This is a genomic window from Cupriavidus sp. IK-TO18 (assembly GCF_015549295.1).
GTDB classification, from domain to species: domain Bacteria; phylum Pseudomonadota; class Gammaproteobacteria; order Burkholderiales; family Burkholderiaceae; genus Cupriavidus; species Cupriavidus oxalaticus_A.
Map to the genome: position 1 here is coordinate 34,758 of NZ_JADGMP010000029.1, position 17,798 is coordinate 52,555.

A 17,798-nucleotide genomic window follows, 5' to 3' on the forward strand; every position below is an offset into this window, starting at 1 on the left:
CTCCTTAGCTGCCCAGGAAAGCCGGCCACACCGGCATCTGCAGGTTGATGCCGTACACGAACGCACCCAGGCTGATCAGCACCAGCACTACGCCGTTGAGCAACGCGCCCTTCCAGCTGAATTCATGGCTCGCCATCGACGACACCAGCACCAGCACGAACACGGACAGCACCATGCCGAGCGGCTTGAGCAGCAGGCCGAACAGCACTACCGAACCCAGGATCCACAGCAGGGTCTTCAGGTCCCAGCGGGCAAGGTGGTCTTCCTCGCCCTTGGACGAGAGCGAGCCGAGCAGCACTACCGCGCCCAGCACGGCGAGCACCAGGCCCAGCAGGAAGGGGAAATATCCGGGTCCCATCTTTGCGGCCGTTCCCATGGAATAGCCGCGTGCGACCCAGGAAAAGCCCAGACCGACCAGGATAAACATCAGGCCGGAGGCAAAGTCCTTTTGGCTGCGTATGCGCAAAACGATTCTCCTCAAAGTTCATGAAATGCAAGGCCGGGACGTGCGCTGGCTCTGCGCAACGCGGCATGCCGTGGGCATGGTTTCCGACGGATGGATCGAACCTTAAAGAGGTGATCTTTCAGGTGCCTTTCATTTGTCTTTGTTTACGGGTATTTACCGATGTACCCTTTAAATAAGGGGTTTTTTGACAGAATGGGCTGCTTCAATACATCATGATGTGATGCATCTGCTCGCAATGCCGTTCGTATTGGAAGTGGTGGTCGGCGCAGGCTGGATGAGGGTTGCTATTGGCCTGGCGAATAAGACGGCGCGCGCTTGCGTCAGGGCAAGGCGCGGCCGTTAAGACGCGCTGGTGTGTGCCGGCGCGTGTGCCGGGAGGGAGTGCCAGCGGTTGCAGGATGACAGGCTGATCTTTCGAATGGCTTTCAGCAAGCATCGGCGGGTGGCGCGGTATGGCAAAGTCGCCGGCGTAATCACGCTCCGCCGCGCCAGCGATCAGCTTCCCGCCGAAGCCGGCAATCACGCCCCCTCACAATCACACCTCCTCAACTAGGCAATCTGCATTGCCCCTGCCGCCATCGCTTGCTTCAGGCTTCGCCTGGCGGGATGGTCTCGCCACAAGCGTCGACGGCAGCGCTGGCCCGAAACGCCCCCCCGGGCGCCTGTACGCCGGGAAGTAGCCGTCCAGTTCGTCAAGCGTGGATTCGTCGCCGCCGGACAGCGCCACATAGCGCTCAGGATCCACAACCACGCGCTGCGTCCGGTACACATGCGTGTCAGGCGAAAAACCTAGCTTGAATTCCTGCAGAGAATCGTTCGCCGAACCCAATCCGCCGCCCAGGTGCAGGCAGCTCATGCGGTTAAGCCGGCCCCATTCGCGCGCGGCATGGATCACCGTCTTTGACGGCTGGCGATGACGGTATTCCCAATCCCAGCCTGCGAGGTGGTATTGCATGATGCCCGACTCGCGTGACACGGTGAACAATGCCCCGCCGATGACGCAGTCGTCCTCTTCGGCCACGAACAGCAACAGGTCGCTGCCGAGGGATCGCACCAGGGTCCGGTAGTATTGCGCGTCGAAGAAGTAATACGCTGACGCATTTAACCGCGTCATGGTTTCGTTGTAGAGCCGGATAAACCGCGGCAGCGTGGCGAAGTCAGTATCTAGCCGTGCGGTGACGCCAGCGCGGCGGGCGCGGTTAATGCCGCGCTTGTGGCGCGCCTGGGTTTCCTGCCACAGCCGCTCCGGGCTCTTCGTGAGGTCGATCGAGACGGTGGCCCCTTGCTCGACCACCAACCCGAAGCGGCTCTGCCAGTCCGCATTCAGCAATGGGTGCATGCGGATAAACCACGACACGCAGCCTTCACGGCGCAGCAACGCCAGCGCGGCGCCAAGCGCCTCGTCGGCGAACCCGGCCGGTGCGCCGTGGCTCACTACCGGTCCTCCGTAACCGTAGGCCGAGGTGGCGTCCCAACTGACATTGGTAAGCGGCCGGCACACGAGCGGAACCAGCAAGTCGCGGGATCCGTCGGTGACATGGACGGCAGCCGCACTGCCGCGCTCACTGCGCTCTGCTGCTACGTACCAGCCTGGCGTGTGATGGCAGTCATGGTGGCAGCGTGCCAGCGTTTCCCGCCACGCTGGCATGCCTGGTTGAAGCAGGATCGATTGCATTGATGATTCCATATCAGAGAACCCGTGCCAGCGCGCTCAGCGCCGGGGCATTGGTCTCGCTGGCATCAGCTTACGGACTGAGGCGCCGCGATGCGCTTTCGATGGGTGAATGACTGGAATGACCGGAAAGTCGTGCCGTTCGCGTGGGCGAGGCCACCAGCCCGGCGGCACCCGCATCGAGGGCACAATTCACGCTGGCGCGAGAACTAGGCCACGATCATTGTTGCCAGGACGCCGAACGCGATCGCGCACACCGCTCACGGTGAGGGATCAGCCGCGTGGAGGACGCGGCAGGCGTGGCAGGTCGGGACCGGGCCGTGGCCCGTCGGTGTAATGCGGCCGGCTGGCACTACCCGCACAGGCCGCGGGATATAGCGGGGAGGGCGATAACAGCTGCTCGAAAGGATCGGGGCCGGGCTGCTCCGACGGCTCGGCGGCTTCCGAAGATGGTATGGGGTGGCCGGCGTCGCCGCGCTCTGCGAACTCGGCCTCGGCGGCCCTGGCCGTGGCGTCCGCCGACACGGTGTGCGCGACCGCATCCTCCCAGCCTTGGAGAGGCAGGAAGGCCAGCATCATGACCAGCAGAAGAAGCCGGATGGCGCGCACGTGAAGACGGTTTAGGGGGTTTAGGTATAGGTCCGACAAATTCTACAGGGCGCGGCACCGGGGGGTTCACGTCTATGTGGTCAACCACACATAGACCGGCGATATCGCGATGACATGGCGTACACGCCCCTGAGGCGTGTGCGGACGACAACGACGCGCAGCCCTGGCTTTGACTGGGACCTGGGCGTGATCGCACTGTCGGCGGTGATCGCCGTCGTGGTGTCGGTAGTGGCGCTGTGGCTGGCCACCACGGTGAAGACGGGCGGCAAGCAGCTGGCCGCGGCGGTGGTGATGGGCGTGGCGGTCTGCGGCATGCACTACACCGGCATGTCCGCCGGCACCATGGTCTGCACCAGCCCGACCTATGCGCCCAGCCTGTTCGCCATCGAGGGCGACAGCATCGGCTATGCCGTGTTCGGCCTGACGCTGATCACGCTGCTGGTGATCCTGGTGGTGGAAGCCACCCGCACCGGCGCCACCCCGGCCGCGCGGCCGCGCGACCTGGCCTGAGCGCCCACGGGCGCAGTCCGCTCCGGCCCATAGCTCCCTCGCGCCGGCGGGGGACGGGTGCCGCACTTTCCTCCCTGCCTGCGCCCGCCCCCCCCCCGGCGCAGCGTCCACTGCATGATCGCCGCAGTCGCGGTAAGCTTGCGTTTTCACTGACGGCCGCGGCCGCGGGGTTGCCCGCCGCCGCGGCCTTGCCCTTCGCCCATCGAACGCCACCAAGGAGAACACGCATGTACCAGGATCTCGCCCTCTATATCGACGGTGAATTCATCAAGGGAGGCGACAGGCGCGAGCAGGACGTCATCAATCCGGCCACCGAGGAAGTGCTGGGCAAGCTGCCGCACGCGACCCGCGCCGACCTGGACCGCGCGCTCGCCGCCGCGCAGCGCGCGTTCGAGAGCTGGAAGAAGTCCTCGCCGCTGGAGCGCGGCAAGATCCTGCGCCGCGTGGGCGAGCTGGCCCGCGAGCGCGCCAGGGAGATCGGCCGCAATATCACGCTGGACCAGGGCAAGCCGCTGGCCGAAGCCATCGGCGAAATCATGGTCTGCGCCGAGCATGCCGACTGGCACGCCGAGGAATGCCGCCGCATCTACGGCCGCGTGATTCCGCCGCGCCAGCCCAATGTGCGGCAGATCGTGGTGCGCGAGCCGATCGGGGTCTGCGCCGCATTCACGCCGTGGAACTTCCCGTTCAACCAGGCGATCCGCAAGATCGTGGCCGCGGTCGGTGCGGGCTGCACGCTGATCCTGAAGGGCCCGGAGGACTCGCCCAGCGCGGTGGTGGCGCTGGCGCAGCTGTTCCATGACGCCGGCCTGCCGCCGGGGGTGCTGAACATCGTCTGGGGCGTGCCCAGCGAAGTGTCGACCTACCTGATCGAATCGCCGATCGTGCGCAAGATCTCGTTCACCGGCTCGGTGCCGGTGGGCAAGCAGCTGGCCGCGCTGGCCGGCGCGCACATGAAGCGCGTGACCATGGAGCTGGGCGGGCATTCGCCGGTGCTGGTGTTCGACGACGCCGACATCGAGCCCGCCGCCGAGATGCTGGCGCGCTTCAAGCTGCGCAATGCCGGCCAGGTGTGCGTGTCGCCGACGCGCTTCTATGTCCAGGAGAAGGCCTACGACAAGTTCCTGGCGCGCTTTACCGAGGTGATCGGCTCGATCAAGGTGGGCAACGGCCTGGACGACGGCACCCAGATGGGCCCGCTGGCGCATGAGCGCCGCGTGCTGTCGATGGAGCAGTTCCTGGACGATGCCAGCCAGCGCGGCGGCAAGGTGGTGGCCGGTGGCTCGCGCATCAGCGCCCTCGGCAACGACAAGGGCTATTTCTTCGCGCCGACCGTGGTGACCGACCTGCCCGACGATTCGCGCCTGATGACCGACGAGCCGTTCGGCCCGGTGGCGCCGGTCACGCGCTTCAAGGACACCGCCGAGGTGCTGCGCCGCGCCAACAGCCTGCCCTTTGGCCTGGCCTCGTATGTGTTTACCAACTCGCTGAAGACCGCAACGGAAGTTTCCAACGGGCTGGAAGCGGGCATGGTCAACATCAACCACTTCGGCATGGCGCTGGCCGAGACGCCGTTCGGCGGCATCAAGGACTCGGGCATCGGCAGCGAGGGCGGCCTGGAGACGTTCGACGGCTACCTTGTGACCAAGTTCATCACCCAGGTCTGAAGCCGAACGACGGCGACAGCCATTGAGGCGGCCTGCCGCCGGCTCCCTCCCGGAGCCGGCGGCGCCCTCCCCGTCAGCGGAAGAAGATGCCGCGCGTCAGGAACGTATAGTTCGCTTCTTCCGCCATCAGCCAGACCAGCACCAGCAGGCACAGCGGCGGGACCAGGATGGCGCAGATCAGCGCCATGCGTTCCCATGCCATGTGCATGAACACCGCCACGATCAGCCCCGCCTTCAGCGCCATGAACACCAGGATCAGCGTCCAGCGCAGGTAGCCGGTGACGTGGAAATAGTCGACCAGGTAGGACAGCGTCGACAGCACGAACAGCAACAACCAGATCTTCAGGTACAGCCCGATGGGATGCTGCTGGCCGCTATGCGCGCCGGCATGCCCGGATTCGTGCGCGGCCGGCTGCGCGGGCGTCGTGGAGCCTGCGGGGGATGCGGGAGTCGATGCCATGGCCGCCCTCACCAGAGATAGAACAACGCAAAGATGAACACCCAGACCAGGTCAACGAAGTGCCAGTACAACCCGGCGATCTCGACGATCTGGTAGTTGCCGGTGGCTTCGTAGCGCCCGCGCAGCACGCGCGTGGCCACCACCAGCAGGTAGATCACGCCGCACGACACGTGCAGGCCGTGGAAGCCGGTGATCATGAAAAACGTCGAGCCGAACTGCGCCGCGCCCATCGGGTTGCTCCACGGCCGCACGCCCTCGTCGACGATCAGCTTGGTCCATTCAAACGCCTGCATGCCGACGAAGAGCATGCCGAACAGCGCCGTCACCAGCATCAGCAGCGCGCATTCCCGGCGCGCGCGCCGGTAGGCAAAGTTGACGGCCATCGCCATGGTGCCGCTGCTGGTGATCAGCACGAAAGTCATGATAGCGATCAGCAGCAGCGGGATATCGGCGCCGCCCACGTGCAGCGCGAATACCTCGCTGGGATTCGGCCATGGCACCGTGGTCGCCATCCGCACCGACATATAGCCGGTCAGGAAGCAGCTGAAGACAAAGGTGTCGGACAGCAGGAAGATCCACATCATGGTCTTGCCCCACGACACCTTGAAGGCCTGCTGGTCCGACGACCAGTCGGCCAGCAGGCCGCGCACCCCGCCAAGTGGCGGAGCCGCGGGCGGCGTGGCCGACGGTGAAGACAGTTGCGTTGACATGCCGCTCTCCTCCTCTTGCGCGTGCGTGCCCGTCCTAGGCCGTGCCGCAGAGATAGCGCACCAGCTCGGGCGTGAGCCAGCCCAGCGCCGCCAGCAGCACCACCCATACCGCCAGCAGGAAATGCCAGTAGCGCGAGCACAGCCGCATGCGCAGCACGGCAACTTCGCCGCTGCCGCGCGCGGCAACCGCGAAGCCCCAGCCCACGAGCCCGCCCAGCACGTGCAGGCCGTGCATGGCGGTCAGCAGGTAGAAGAAGCTGCCCGCCGGATTGCCGGCCGGCATGACCTGCATCGCGCCCAGCGCCTGCCAGGCCCACAGCTGCGAAACCACGAAGGCGGCCGCGCCCAGGCCGCCGAGGCGCAGCGCCAGCCGCGCCACGCCCATGCTGCCGCGGCGTGCCGCGCGCGACGCCACCTCCATCGCCGCGCTGCCGGCGGCGAGCAGGGCGGTGGACAGCCACACCTGCCACGGCAGCGCGATGCGGTGCCAGTCCGGGCTGTCCATGCGCAGCGCATAAGCGGTCAGGAACAGCCCAAACAGCGACGTGACCACCCCCATGAACACCCACAGGCCGGTGCTTGCCGGCGAGCGGCGCCGCGGGTGGCGGTGCGCGGCATTCTCGCCGGAGGGGTTGCCGCCGAAGTCGTCGCGGCTGACCTTGTAGACGGCGTCGGCGTTCATGCTACGGCTCCGCGGCTGGCGTGGGGTTCAGGCTCCGATCCACCCGCTTCGGGCGGCGCATTCTGCGCGATGAAGTCCTCGGGCGCGCCCGGCACGCTGTAGGCATAGGCCCAGCGGTACACCACCGGCAGGTGCGGGCCCCAGTTGCCGTGCACCGGCGGCGTCTGCGGCGTCTGCCACTCCAGCGAGGCCGCGCGCCAGGGATTGCCATCAGTCTTGTCCCCATGGCGCAGGCTCCACACCAGGTTGTAGACAAAGAGCAGCTGCGCCGTCGCGACCACGAAGGCCGCCACCGAGATGTACATGTTCATCACGTGCGCGGATTCGGGGATGAAGGCGTAGTTCTCCCAAGCGTAGTAGCGCCGCGGCATGCCCAGCACGCCGAGATAGTGCATCGGGAAGAAGATGGCGTAGGTGCCGATGAAGGTGATCCAGAAATGCACGCGGCCCATGGTGTCGTTGAGCATGCGCCCCGTCACCTTGGGATACCAGTGGTAGATGCCGCCGAACACCACCAGGATCGGCGACACGCCCATCACCATGTGGAAGTGCGCCACCACGAAATACGTGTTCGACAGCGGGATATCCACGCTGACATTGCCCAGGAACAGCCCGGTCAGCCCGCCGATGACAAAGGTGCTGATGAACGCGATCGCAAACAGCATCGGCACCGAGAAATGGATGTCGCCGCGCCATAGCGTGATGACCCAGTTGTACACCTTGATTGCCGTTGGCACCGCGATGATCAGCGTGGTGGTGGCGAAGAAGAAGCCGAAGTACGGGTTCATGCCGCTGACGAACATATGGTGCGCCCACACCACCACCGACAGCACGCCGATCGCCAGGATCGCCCACACCATGGTGCGATAGCCGAAGATGCTCTTGCGCGCATGGACGCTGACCAGGTCGGAGACGATGCCGAACGCCGGCAGCGCGACGATATACACCTCGGGGTGGCCGAAGAACCAGAACAGGTGCTGGAACAGCAGCGGGCTGCCGCCCTTGTAGGTGAGCTGCTGGCCCATCGACACCATCGCGGGCATGAAGAAGCTGGTGCCCAGGGTCTTGTCCAGCAGCATCATCACCGCGGACACGAACAGCGCCGGAAACGCCAGCAGCGCCAGGATGGTGGCCATGAAGATGCCCCACACCGACAGCGGCATGCGCAGCAGCGTCATGCCCTCGGTGCGTGCCTGCAGCACGGTGGTGACGTAGTTCAGGCCGCCCATCGTCGCCGCGACGATAAAGATCGCCAGCGACACCAGCATCAGGATGATGCCCCAGTCATGCCCCGGCGTGCCGGGCAGGATGGCCTGTGGCGGATACAGCGTCCAGCCGGCGCCGGTGGGCCCGCCCGGCACGAAGAAGCTGGCCAGCAGCACGATCACCGACAGCAGGTAAACCCAGAAGCTGAGCATGTTGAGGAAGGGGAACACCATGTCGCGCGCCCCCACCATCAGCGGGATCAGGTAGTTGCCGAAGCCACCCAGGAACAGCGCGGTCAGCAGGTAGATCACCATGATCATGCCGTGCATGGTGACGAACTGGTAATAGCGGTTGACGTCGATAAACTCGAAACGCCCCGGAAAACCCAGCTGCATCCGCATCAGGTTGGACAACGCCACGCCCACCAGCCCCACCACGATCGCCACGATGGTGTACTGCACGGCGATCACCTTGTGGTCCTGGCTCCAGACGTAGCGGGTCCAGAAGCTCTGCGGCGCGTGATGGGCTGCATCGTCGGCGTAAGCCATGCGGGTCTCCTCACTTGCGTGGCGGCGCGGGCGCCGCGCCGGGCGGCACGGCCACCGCGGTCGAGGTCGTATAGGTGCCCGAGGCAGCGCCAGGGGCTGGCGCGGGCGCGGCCGTGCCGGCTGCCGCGGTCGTGGCGGCGCTGGTGGCGGCAGCGGGCGCGCCCGGCGCCGCGACCTCCGGTGCGGGGGCGCCGGTTCCCGCCGACTTGATATACGCAATCAGCGCAGCGGTCTCGTCCTCGCTCATCGGCAGCTGGGGCATCACCGGACCGAAGCCCTTCACCAGGCGCGCGTGCGGGTCGGTGATCTCCTTGTGCAGGAAGGCGTCGTCGACCGCGGCGCTGCTGCCGTCGGCAAAGGTCTCGGTCTTGCCGTAGAGGCCCTTCCACGTCGGGCCCACGCCGGGATTGCCGTCGATGCTGTGGCATGCGACGCAGCCCTTGCTTTGCGCCAGCGCGCGGCCCTTTTCCACCACGCCGGCGTCGCTGGCGGCGCCCGGCGCTGCGGCGGCCATGGCGGCCGGCGGTGCCGCCGCCTTCGCCAGCGCCATGGCAAAGGTCTGCTGCTTCGCCAGCCAGGCGTCGTACGCGGCGGGTTCGTCCACCACCACGATGCCGCGCATGTTGTAGTGCCCCACGCCGCACAGCTGCGCGCACAGGATTTCAAAGCGTCCCGTTTGCGTCGGCGTGAACCAGAACGACGTCACCATGCCCGGCACCATGTTCATGCGCGCGCGGAACTGCGGCACATAGAAATCATGCAGCACGTCCTTGGAGCGCAGCAGCACTTTCACCGGCTTGTTCAGCGGCAGGTGTACCTCGGGCCCCACGATGACGATGTTGTCCTGCCCGCGCGGGTCGTCCGGGTCAAGGCCCAGCGGATTGGAACCGGTAATGAAGCGCGGGTCGGAAGCACCCAGCTCGCCGCTCTTGCCCGGAAAGCGGAACCCCCACGACCATTGCTGGCCCACCACCTCCAGCACCATCGCCTCGCGCGGCGGGCGCACGTAGTCGGCGTAGACGAACAGGCCCGGCGCCAGCAACGCCACCACGCCCAGGGTGGTGCCGCCGATCAGCCACCACTCGAGCTTGCGGTTTTCCGGCTCGTAGGCGGCGCGGTGGCCAGTGCCGCCGTTGGGATGCGGCGCATTGTGCCGGTAGCGCCAGACGATGTAGCCGACGAACAGGTTGATGACGACGAAGAATATCCCGGTGATGACGAGGGTAATGGTCAGCGTGTCGTCCATCTGCTTCCAGTTGGACGCCAGCGGGGTCGCCCACCACGGGCTCAGAAAATGGAAGAGCACCGAAGCGACGACGATGACGACGAGTGCAATGGCCAACGCCATAACCACCCTCCTCCTCGCGCGCGGCGAGGGATGCGGAAGTCACGCAAGGTTAGATAAGACTAGTGCATGCCGTCAGGTCACTGCAAGGCGACATGGCGGGCAAATGCGTGCCTCCATGCACAAGCGGTCCGCCCAGAAAAAGCGGCGGCAGGAACCCTTCGGCTCCATGCCACCGCCATGGTCGCGCGCGGCCCCGTGTAATGGCCAAAGCGCGCAGGAAACGTGCATGCGTCTTGCCGTGCCGTTCGGGCACGATCCCCGGGTTGAAAAATGTCTCGGTTCGGCCGCTGAGCACCGCGGCTCATTGCGTCATCTCAGTGCGACACGTCCTTGCTTTCCAGCTTCCAGTAGCACGCCGCGGCCGTCACGCCGAAGATCAGGTGGCCGATGAACGTATGCCAGCCACGCACCTCGACAAACCACGGGAACGCGCGCGTCATCACATAGAAATTGAAGAAGTAGACGACCAGCCCGAACACGGCGCCGGCCAGCATCGCCATGCCGAGGCTCGAGTCCAGCGTGAACGGCGCGATGATCGCCGCCAGGATCATGCCAAGCACCGCGCCCAGCACGAAGTGGATCGCCAGTGCCGCGGCCGCCGTGCCGACGGTGAACAGCGACGTCTGCAGCTCGTCCGGGCCCATCACGATCGCCGCGATCATGCGCGTGGCCACCCACGGATTGACGCCCGACACCATCGACGACCAGAACAGTTCCAGCACCAGCAGCAGCGCGCCCGCGGCCAGCCCCGACACCGCTGCCGCGGTCCAGTCCGGCTGGCGCCGCACGTAATGGTGCGATCGCATGTGAAGTTCCATAGCCACCTCCGTCTCTCTCTTGAGTCGGCGGGACCTTCGACATGGATGGGATCGGGGCCCGCGTCTCTGATCAGCATAGGACACGCGCTTCCCATCAGGCTGCCGGCATGGCGAAAAACACTTCCGCTTCGTGCGTGGCGCAACGCCATCGGCGCAGGAGTGCCGATAACGATACCTGCGAACGCCCGGCTGCTGTGCACACTACGGGACAATCCCGATGCGCGCTGCCTTGCGCGCGGCACACACTGCCTATACTGGAATCACAAAAGAGAGACAGGAGACCGCCATGCACTTCACCGCGCATGATCTTGTATTCCTGATTCCGATGGCGCTGGTGGGCGTGATCGCCATGGGTTCGATCCCGGTGACCGCCAAGTACCTGCGTATCAGTTGCCGGACCATGGGAGCGCTGATCGGCGCGCTGGTCGCGGTGCTGGTGCTGGAAGCGCTGCCGATGCTGATCTGATACCGGCCCGGGAGGCCGGGCTGGCAGGTTTTGCACGATCCGCACGAATCGCGAAGAGGAGGGCCGCCATGTCGATCGCCCTGCTTGCCGCCATCATGGCGGCCCTGCTGCTTGTTACCGTGCTGGTGGCCCTGTGGCGCAGCGTTCACCCGTATCGGATGCGCTACCGGCGTTATGCCGCGCAACGTCACCACACCGGCCTGTGCCGGCCGCCTTTGCGGCGGCATGGCTAGTCAATGCATGACGGCGCTGCAAAGCGCCGTCATGCATTACAGCTCGATCATCGCGAACTCGCCCTTGCCGACGTCGCATTCGGGGCAACGCCAGTCGTCGGGGATGTCTTCCCAGCGCGTGCCGGGGGCGATGCCGTCTTCGGGCCAGCCCTGTTCTTCGTCGTAGACCCAGCCGCAGATCACGCACACCCAGGTCTTGTAGGCAACGGCCGCTTCAAGTTGATCCTGCAAAACATTCTCCAGATTCGGTCATGACACATTGTCCGGGCCGAATCATACCGTTTTTTGCCGGCGGCGCCGTGACGGCGCCGCCGGCCGCCACGGCTACTGCCGGATCGAGAAATCGACCCGGTTCGGCGCGCCCTTGTCCTTGATGCCCTCGGCCGTGAGCTTGGGCGCGGTCAGGAACAGCCGGCTCTCCGGCACCTTGCCTTCGCGCTCCAGCGACTGCTTGACCACCAGCGCCCGCTGCTCGGCAAGGCGCTTCAGGTCGGCCTCGGAGACAGTGGCATTGGCCATCAGCAGCTTCTCCATTTCCTCGGGCGGCAGCGACTTGGCAAAGCCGACGAAATTGCGCGGCTTCTTCATCGAGGCGCGCTTGTAGACCTCTTCCAGGTACTTCGGGTATTCCTGCTTCGACACCTTGATCTCGGCGCCCTGCACGCCCGACTCGTCGTCGCCGGCCTCGGTGCCTGCCTGCGCGCTGTTGCGCAGGTCGCGCCGCTTCTGCTCGGCCACGCGCGCATCCAGCCACGCGCGGCGCGCGCCGGCTTCGTCGGTGGCCGGGTCGATGCGGCCGCTGATTTCCAGCCGCAGCGAAGGCCGGTCATTGAGCGCCTGGCCGAGCTTGCCGATCTTCTCCTTCGCCGCCGGCGTCAGCGTCGACGTGCCGGGCGCGAACTCGACGTAGCCGAGCTCCTCGCTGCTGCCGCCGAAGGCAGAGGCTATCAAGGAGAACGGCGAAGTGATCGCCTTGGTCAGCAGGTTGACGATCACGCGCACGATCACGCCGCCGATGCTGAATTCCGGATCCGACAGCGAGCCGGAGACGGGCAGGTTCACGTCGATCACGCCATTGCGGTCCTTCAGCAGCGACACCGCCAGCAGCACCGGCAGCTTGGTCGCGTCCGGGCTGTCGACACGCTCGCCGAAGGTAAGCTGGTCGAGGAACAGGTGGTTGCTCGCATCCAGCTTGCCGTTCTCGATCTTGTAGGCGACATCGACGGTCAGCTTGCCCTTGGTGATCGGGTAGCCGGCGTACTTGGCCGCGTACGGCGTCAGCCGCGTCAGCTCGACCCCCGATGCCTTGGCGGCGATGTCCAGGAACAACTGCTCGCCCAGCGGGTTGATCTTGCCGCTGATGGTGACCGGCGCATCGTCGTCGATGCGGCCGTCGAGCACCAGGTCGGCAGGCGCGGGATCGCCCGACGACACCTTGGACACCGAGCCCTTCATGCCAGTCAGGTTGGCCGTGTAGTTCGGCTTGACAAAGAAATCCGAGAAATTGATGTTGCCCTGGTTCACCGACACGCCGCCGATGCGGATCTGCGGCTTGGGGCCGCCCGGCTTCTGCTCGACCTGCGCGGTGCGCGTGTCACCGGCCTGCACCGGCGGCGTCGCCGGCGCCGAGGCCGGGTTGGCCTGCGTCAGGCTGGTGGACGGCGCCGCCTCGCCCTTGGCCGCGCCGCCGGCCAGCACGTCCTGCAGATTCAGGCGGCCGTTGGCGTTCAGGATCACGCGCGCATAGAAATCGGACAGCGCGATATTGCCCAGGCTGACGCGCATCGGGCCCTTGCTCTCATCCATCGCGAAGTCGATGCCCGACAGCGCGAGCGAGCGCCAGCGCAGGAAATCCTCGCCGCTGACACGGTCGACCGTGCGCACGTTGCCGGCCAGCACGTTGCCGGCAAACTGCGCGGCGATCGGCTTGCCGGTGGGCGCGTCGACATTGAGCTTGCCCTTGACGGTCAGCGTGCCGCTACGCAGCGCCGCGTTGAGGCGGTCGGCCAGGTACGGCTGCAGCGGCCCGATTTCGACCTGGCGCAGGTCCAGCTGCAGGCGGCTCGCCGGCATGGCAGGCAAGACGGTGCCGTCGATGCCGATCACGCCGCGCCGGCCGGATTCGGCGTGCAGCTTCACCGGCACCGCCGCCGGCGTCAGCGGCCAGGCAATGGCGCCGGTGCTGAGCTCGATATTGCGGAACTGGTGGATCACCGGGCGGCCGCGGTTGGCTTCGGCCGGCTGGTAGTCGGCCACGCGCGCGCTGCCGCCGTCGACGGCGATCTTGCCGATCCTGGCTTGCCAGACACCTGCGGCGGCACTGCCGTTCCTGCCATTGGCGCCACTAGCGCCATTCGTGGCATTCGCGGCAGGGGCCGGTGCCTTGCGCGGCGTGGCGCGAGCCTGCTGGGCGGATTCGCTGGCCCACAGCCGCGCCATTTCGAGCAGTTGGCCGCTATGGTCGCGCGTGGCCGCGATCTGCGGCTGCGCCAGCGTCACCTGGCTGGTCGCGAAGGTCTGGCGCGCGAGGTCAAACTGGATATCGTCGAGCACCAGCTTCTCGGCGCGCAGCAGCGGCAGGTTGGCGCCTGCACGGTCGGCCTCGGCGCGTTCGCGCGCACGACGGCTGACGCGCTGGTGGGCCTGCGTCGCGGCTTCATTCGCGGTGTTGGCGGTGTTGGCGGTGTTGGCGGTGTTGGCGGTGTTGGCGGTGTTGGCGGTGTTGGCGGTGTTGGCGGTGGCGGTAGGCGCGGCCGGCATCACCACCGGATCGCGTGTGGCGACATAGAGCGGCGCCAGTTCCACCCGGGACTTTTCCAGCACGAACTGGAACTGCGGCGCCGCCCACGACATGCGGTAGTGCAGCTCGGCATCGACCGCGGTCTCGCCGAACTGGCTGCGCAGCTCGCGCGGCCACCACGCGGCAAAGCCCTGCGGCCGCAGCCCCTTGGTCTCGAGCGTGCCGGCCAGCGTGCCGTCGCGCAGCAGCAGGTCGCCGGCATGGTGCAGGGTCTGGCCGTCGGCCACGGTCAGGGTGGCATCGATATGCGCCGGCTTGTCGCCTTCGGTGCCGGCAAAGCCCTTGACCTCGGCGTCGAGCGGGCCCAGCGCCAGCTTGCCCGGGCCCGAGGGCGCCAGCGCATCCTCAAACCCGAGGTTGGCCTGCTTTACTACGATGCGGTCGACCGCATAGCGCCAGGGCTGGTCCTTGGCCGCGGGGCCGGCCGGCGCGGCTTGCGCGGCAGAAGCCGAAGGAGCAGGAGCAGCGGAAGCAGCCGCGGCGGGCGCGGGCGCGGACGCCGCCGCAGCCGGAGCCGGAGCGGGGGCCGGCGCCACACCGTCGGTCGACTTGCTTACCGCCTGCGGCAGGAACGCCGTCGCCAGGTTCAGCGTGCCGTCGGCGCGGCGTACCGCCTGCACCCCCAGCCCTTCGATTTCCACGCTACGCAGCTGGGCCCGGTGCGCCAGCGGCTCGAGCCGGGCAATGTCCAGCGCCAGCCGGCCGCTTTTCACCAGCGGCTGGCCCGCGCGCGTGCGGATATCCGCATCGCGCAGCGCGGCCGTGCCCATCAGCAGCATTTCCTGCGTGTCCTTCTGCTGGCGGAACGCCACCGTCAGGCGCGTATCAAGCTTGCCGGACTTGACCTCGGCATCGCGCAGCGGCGGCGCGAAGGCCATGAGGCGCGTCACGTCGAGCCCGTCGAGATTGACATTGAGCCGGGTCTGGCGCGAATCGGCGAAGGGCAGCACCTCGCCATCGAGCGCCAGCGGCGTGCCGTTGACCCGCGCGCTCAGCGTCGGCCGCGTCACGATCTCGACGTCATGCGGCAGGTTGGACAGGAACGGCAGCGTCAGCGTCAGGTGGTCGACGCGCAGGCTGGTGTCGAGCAGCCTGTCGTCATAGCTGAAGCTGCTGCCGGTCACGGCAATATTGTTGACCGAGAAGCGCGCCGGCTTGGCATCGGCCGGCTTGGGCGGCAGTGCTGCGAATTTTTCCTGGACATCGGCAAAGGTCATGCGCCCGTCGGCGCCGCGCGCGACGCGCACGGCAAGGCGGTCGACGCGCAGGTTGTCCACCACCGGTGCCAGATGCCACAGCGATGCCACCGAAGTATTGGCCTCGGCCTCGCCCAGCGTCACCGCAGGCGTCTTGCCGTCGCGCTCGTAGATCGTCAGGTCAGACAGCGTGGCGGCCAGTTCGAACGGCCGCACATGCGCCTTGCCCAGCGTGACCTTGCGCCCGAGTGCTTCAGTCGCGTTCTTTTCGATCAGGTATTTGAGCAGCGGCGGTCCGCCGATATAGCCCGCCAGCCCGAACACCGCGAGCGCGGCAACCACGCCGCCGGCAACGCGGGTCGCCAGCCGGCCGCGCGGCGTGGCGGCCACTGCCTGAATGGATTGCTTGAATTCCATGTCGTCCCAGAAAATCTGACCCCGCACTCCGGCGTTACACGCTGCTTTGTGCCCCGGATTTCACTTTTTTGTCGCCATTATGGCAACGGATTCGGACAAAGCAAAGACATGGGAATTGCTCAGTCACCGCCAAAAATGCCGATCTGGCATCTTTATGGCCTTTGCGAAGTGGTTGGTCGCAAGCCTGGGGCTTACCCGCCACACCGCGCCTGCCACTCCCGCGCTGTATCCGACGCGCTCGGGGAATGCCCCCGCGGTGACGACTTGTGTACGGTTCGATTGTCGACTGAGAGCTCGCGCGCGATTTCTTTCATCGTGCCGCCCTGGGCGCGCAGCGCCATCACCCACTCGCAACAGGCGCCCGTTCGGACCCGGTCGGACGAAATAGCGTTGCCTTGTGGAAGGCGCTTTCGCCGATATGCAGGCTGGTGTCCGAAGGCGCCGGCCGCTGCGCCACCTGCCATAGCGGCACACTGCTTACCGACGCCAATGCGCGCTTGCATCCGCCGAGCGACTCGATGGTCGAACCGGAATCGCCCAGCTATGCCTCACGTTCGGCAAGCAGTATCGAACCAGTCCGCTCAGGAGTGTGTGGCAGCATCCGCCTTACTTCCACGACGGGTCGGCTGCAACGCTGGAGGACGTTGCGCAGACCTATAACACCAGGCAAGGGCTGGGGTTGACCGCTGAGCAGATTGCGGATCTGGCCGAGTATCTGAAGTCGTTGTAGGCGCGCCTTCCGTGAATGACGCGTCAGGATTTCCTCGGTCACGATGGCGATCAACGGCTCGATCCACGAACTCTGCGAGACAGGGCCTCTCTAGCCAGCCAACTCGGCAACCGCCCGATTGAACGCGCCTGGGTTGGCAATATTCATGCCGTGAGAGGCTCCGGCAATTGTCTGACGCTTAGCTTGCACGATCCATTCTTGAAGCTTCTCGACCGTGCCACGGAACATGCGCGGACTCTTTTGCCCATCGATCAGCAACGTTCGACACCGGATTTCGCCGGCCGCTTCGCGTGTGTAGGCGGGCAACGGGTCACGCAGCTGCTTCGGCAGTGTGAGCGCATTATCGAGCGCCATCCTGCGGAAGCCCTGGGAACTCTTGCTCCAAAAACCCGGCATGGTTACCGAGTCTACGAACAGATTCAGACCGGCATCGAATTCGCCTTGCTCAACCAGTGCTGCAGCCTTCTCTCTCAACGCATGGGTGGCCGGCGGCAATTTGCCGGCCCCTGCTTGCGGCGTTGCCTGAAGTGGGCCGCCTGGATCAGCGAGCGTGAGCGTGTTCACCAAGTGAGGGTATTCACACGCTAGATGAAACGCAATGCAACCGCCACGCGAGTGGCCGACCAGATGGACCGGCCCCAGACCGAGCGCATCGATGAACTCCGCAATCTCCGCGACGTGCGCCTCCCAACTGAAGTCGCCGCGTCCGTTCGCACTGGTTTGTGGCCAATAGTGGCCCAGGCTCGGAGCGAGGCAGTGGAAGTCCTTCGACAGAGAAGCGAGCTGCGGCTCCCAATAGCGGTAGTCGCACAGCGACCCGTGCACGAATACCATTGGCTCGCCGCTGCCAGCTTCCACATAGGGAACGGAGGTGCCGGAGGCAGTGGAAACAAAAGAAGGTTGTAGCCAGGCACCGGCAAGAGCCAGCGCAGTCAGGGGCGCTCGTGCATTCATGTTTAACTCCTTGCCCAGACTTTGCTGCATCGCGCTCAAAAAGAAAATCGAATAATATTGATGGAATCTTTCAGATTTTCTGATAGCTCCCCTTTGCGGGGGCTCCCTTGCAGTGACAATGAAGTGTTACGTGCGCACGTTCAGCGCCGTGCGCAGTCACGATGCTGCCTTCGAGCACGTAGATGAAGCCGTGTGCGTCATGGCGGTGGACCGGATCGGCACCGCCAGGGCCGTACTCCACGACGATCATCTGCACTTCCTTGCCCGGATACTCCGGCAACGGCTCCGTGAGCAATGGCTTGACGC

General features: G+C 66.0%; 16 protein-coding genes and 1 pseudogene. 5 read left to right on the forward strand and 12 right to left on the reverse strand.

What is annotated here, in order from left to right; genetic code table 11:
• Nucleotides 1-4: 4 nt before the first annotated feature.
• The 3 genes from IPF36_RS20640 to IPF36_RS20650 all read right to left on the reverse strand — a co-directional run bounded on the left by IPF36_RS20640 (nucleotide 5) and on the right by IPF36_RS20650 (nucleotide 2,141).
• Nucleotides 5-466 (reverse strand): tripartite tricarboxylate transporter TctB family protein, encoded by a 462-nt coding sequence (locus IPF36_RS20640; RefSeq protein WP_135703112.1) that lies wholly within the window; start codon nucleotides 464-466, stop codon nucleotides 5-7.
• 202 nt (nucleotides 467-668) lie between these two features.
• A complete protein-coding gene (locus IPF36_RS20645; protein ID WP_133095803.1) occupies nucleotides 669-989 on the reverse strand; it encodes a hypothetical protein in 321 nt (106 codons plus the stop codon).
• 12 nt (nucleotides 990-1,001) lie between these two features.
• Entirely contained in the window at nucleotides 1,002-2,141 is a 1,140-nt protein-coding gene (locus tag IPF36_RS20650; protein ID WP_195429906.1) for a GNAT family N-acetyltransferase, read from the reverse strand.
• Nucleotides 2,142-2,915: 774 nt separating this feature from the next.
• Here IPF36_RS20650 and IPF36_RS20655 point away from each other — a divergent pair.
• Nucleotides 2,916-3,257 (forward strand): annotated as a pseudogene (locus tag IPF36_RS20655) (MHYT domain-containing protein); the annotation flags it as partial.
• A gap of 227 nt (nucleotides 3,258-3,484) precedes the next feature.
• Entirely contained in the window at nucleotides 3,485-4,924 is a 1,440-nt protein-coding gene (locus IPF36_RS20660; protein WP_133095805.1) for an NAD-dependent succinate-semialdehyde dehydrogenase, read from the forward strand.
• A 73-nt stretch (nucleotides 4,925-4,997) separates the two neighbouring features.
• Here IPF36_RS20660 and IPF36_RS20665 read toward each other — a convergent pair whose 3' ends face one another.
• The 6 genes from IPF36_RS20665 to IPF36_RS20690 all read right to left on the reverse strand — a co-directional run bounded on the left by IPF36_RS20665 (nucleotide 4,998) and on the right by IPF36_RS20690 (nucleotide 10,696).
• On the reverse strand, nucleotides 4,998-5,384 hold the full coding sequence (locus IPF36_RS20665; RefSeq protein ID WP_133095806.1) for a cytochrome C oxidase subunit IV family protein: 387 nt from the start codon (nucleotides 5,382-5,384) through the stop codon (nucleotides 4,998-5,000).
• An 8-nt stretch (nucleotides 5,385-5,392) separates the two neighbouring features.
• A complete protein-coding gene (locus tag IPF36_RS20670) occupies nucleotides 5,393-6,094 on the reverse strand; it encodes a heme-copper oxidase subunit III family protein (RefSeq protein WP_133095807.1) in 702 nt (233 codons plus the stop codon).
• A gap of 34 nt (nucleotides 6,095-6,128) precedes the next feature.
• On the reverse strand, nucleotides 6,129-6,776 hold the full coding sequence (locus tag IPF36_RS20675; RefSeq protein WP_133095808.1) for a bb3-type cytochrome oxidase subunit III: 648 nt from the start codon (nucleotides 6,774-6,776) through the stop codon (nucleotides 6,129-6,131).
• Nucleotides 6,773-8,530: a cytochrome c oxidase subunit I gene (gene ctaD, locus IPF36_RS20680; protein ID WP_133095809.1), complete on the reverse strand. Its 1,758-nt coding sequence runs from the start codon at nucleotides 8,528-8,530 to the stop codon at nucleotides 6,773-6,775. The genes IPF36_RS20675 and ctaD overlap by 4 nt, the downstream gene beginning before the upstream one ends.
• Nucleotides 8,531-8,540: 10 nt before the next feature.
• Nucleotides 8,541-9,878, reverse strand: coding sequence for a cytochrome c oxidase subunit II (locus tag IPF36_RS20685; protein ID WP_133095810.1), 1,338 nt, complete (start codon nucleotides 9,876-9,878; stop codon nucleotides 8,541-8,543).
• Nucleotides 9,879-10,192: 314 nt separating this feature from the next.
• Nucleotides 10,193-10,696, reverse strand: coding sequence for a hypothetical protein (locus IPF36_RS20690; RefSeq protein WP_135703116.1), 504 nt, complete (start codon nucleotides 10,694-10,696; stop codon nucleotides 10,193-10,195).
• A gap of 286 nt (nucleotides 10,697-10,982) precedes the next feature.
• Between IPF36_RS20690 and IPF36_RS20695 the strand changes: the two genes are divergently transcribed.
• Together IPF36_RS20695 and IPF36_RS20700 are read left to right on the forward strand one after the other, a co-directional pair.
• Nucleotides 10,983-11,162 carry a hypothetical protein gene (locus IPF36_RS20695; RefSeq protein WP_029047537.1) on the forward strand — a complete coding sequence of 60 codons (180 nt, stop codon included), beginning with the start codon at nucleotides 10,983-10,985 and terminating at the stop codon, nucleotides 11,160-11,162.
• A gap of 68 nt (nucleotides 11,163-11,230) precedes the next feature.
• Nucleotides 11,231-11,395 carry a hypothetical protein gene (locus IPF36_RS20700; RefSeq protein ID WP_165971506.1) on the forward strand — a complete coding sequence of 55 codons (165 nt, stop codon included), beginning with the start codon at nucleotides 11,231-11,233 and terminating at the stop codon, nucleotides 11,393-11,395.
• A gap of 36 nt (nucleotides 11,396-11,431) precedes the next feature.
• Here IPF36_RS20700 and IPF36_RS20705 read toward each other — a convergent pair whose 3' ends face one another.
• Both IPF36_RS20705 and IPF36_RS20710 read right to left on the reverse strand, forming a co-directional pair.
• Complete coding sequence (locus tag IPF36_RS20705; RefSeq protein ID WP_135703117.1) at nucleotides 11,432-11,626, reverse strand: rubredoxin; 195 nt, start codon at nucleotides 11,624-11,626, stop codon at nucleotides 11,432-11,434.
• A gap of 93 nt (nucleotides 11,627-11,719) precedes the next feature.
• Nucleotides 11,720-15,808, reverse strand: coding sequence for a DUF748 domain-containing protein (locus tag IPF36_RS20710; protein ID WP_195429908.1), 4,089 nt, complete (start codon nucleotides 15,806-15,808; stop codon nucleotides 11,720-11,722).
• A gap of 589 nt (nucleotides 15,809-16,397) precedes the next feature.
• On the opposite strand from IPF36_RS20710, the gene IPF36_RS35120 reads away from it, so the two are divergent.
• Nucleotides 16,398-16,538, forward strand: a complete 141-nt coding sequence (locus IPF36_RS35120) for a hypothetical protein (protein WP_346769550.1) — start codon at nucleotides 16,398-16,400, stop codon at nucleotides 16,536-16,538.
• Between the two features lie 90 nt (nucleotides 16,539-16,628).
• On the opposite strand, the gene IPF36_RS20715 is transcribed toward IPF36_RS35120, so the two are convergent.
• Nucleotides 16,629-17,492 (reverse strand): alpha/beta fold hydrolase, encoded by an 864-nt coding sequence (locus IPF36_RS20715; protein WP_135703119.1) that lies wholly within the window; start codon nucleotides 17,490-17,492, stop codon nucleotides 16,629-16,631.
• Between the last annotated feature and the right edge of the window lie 306 nt (nucleotides 17,493-17,798).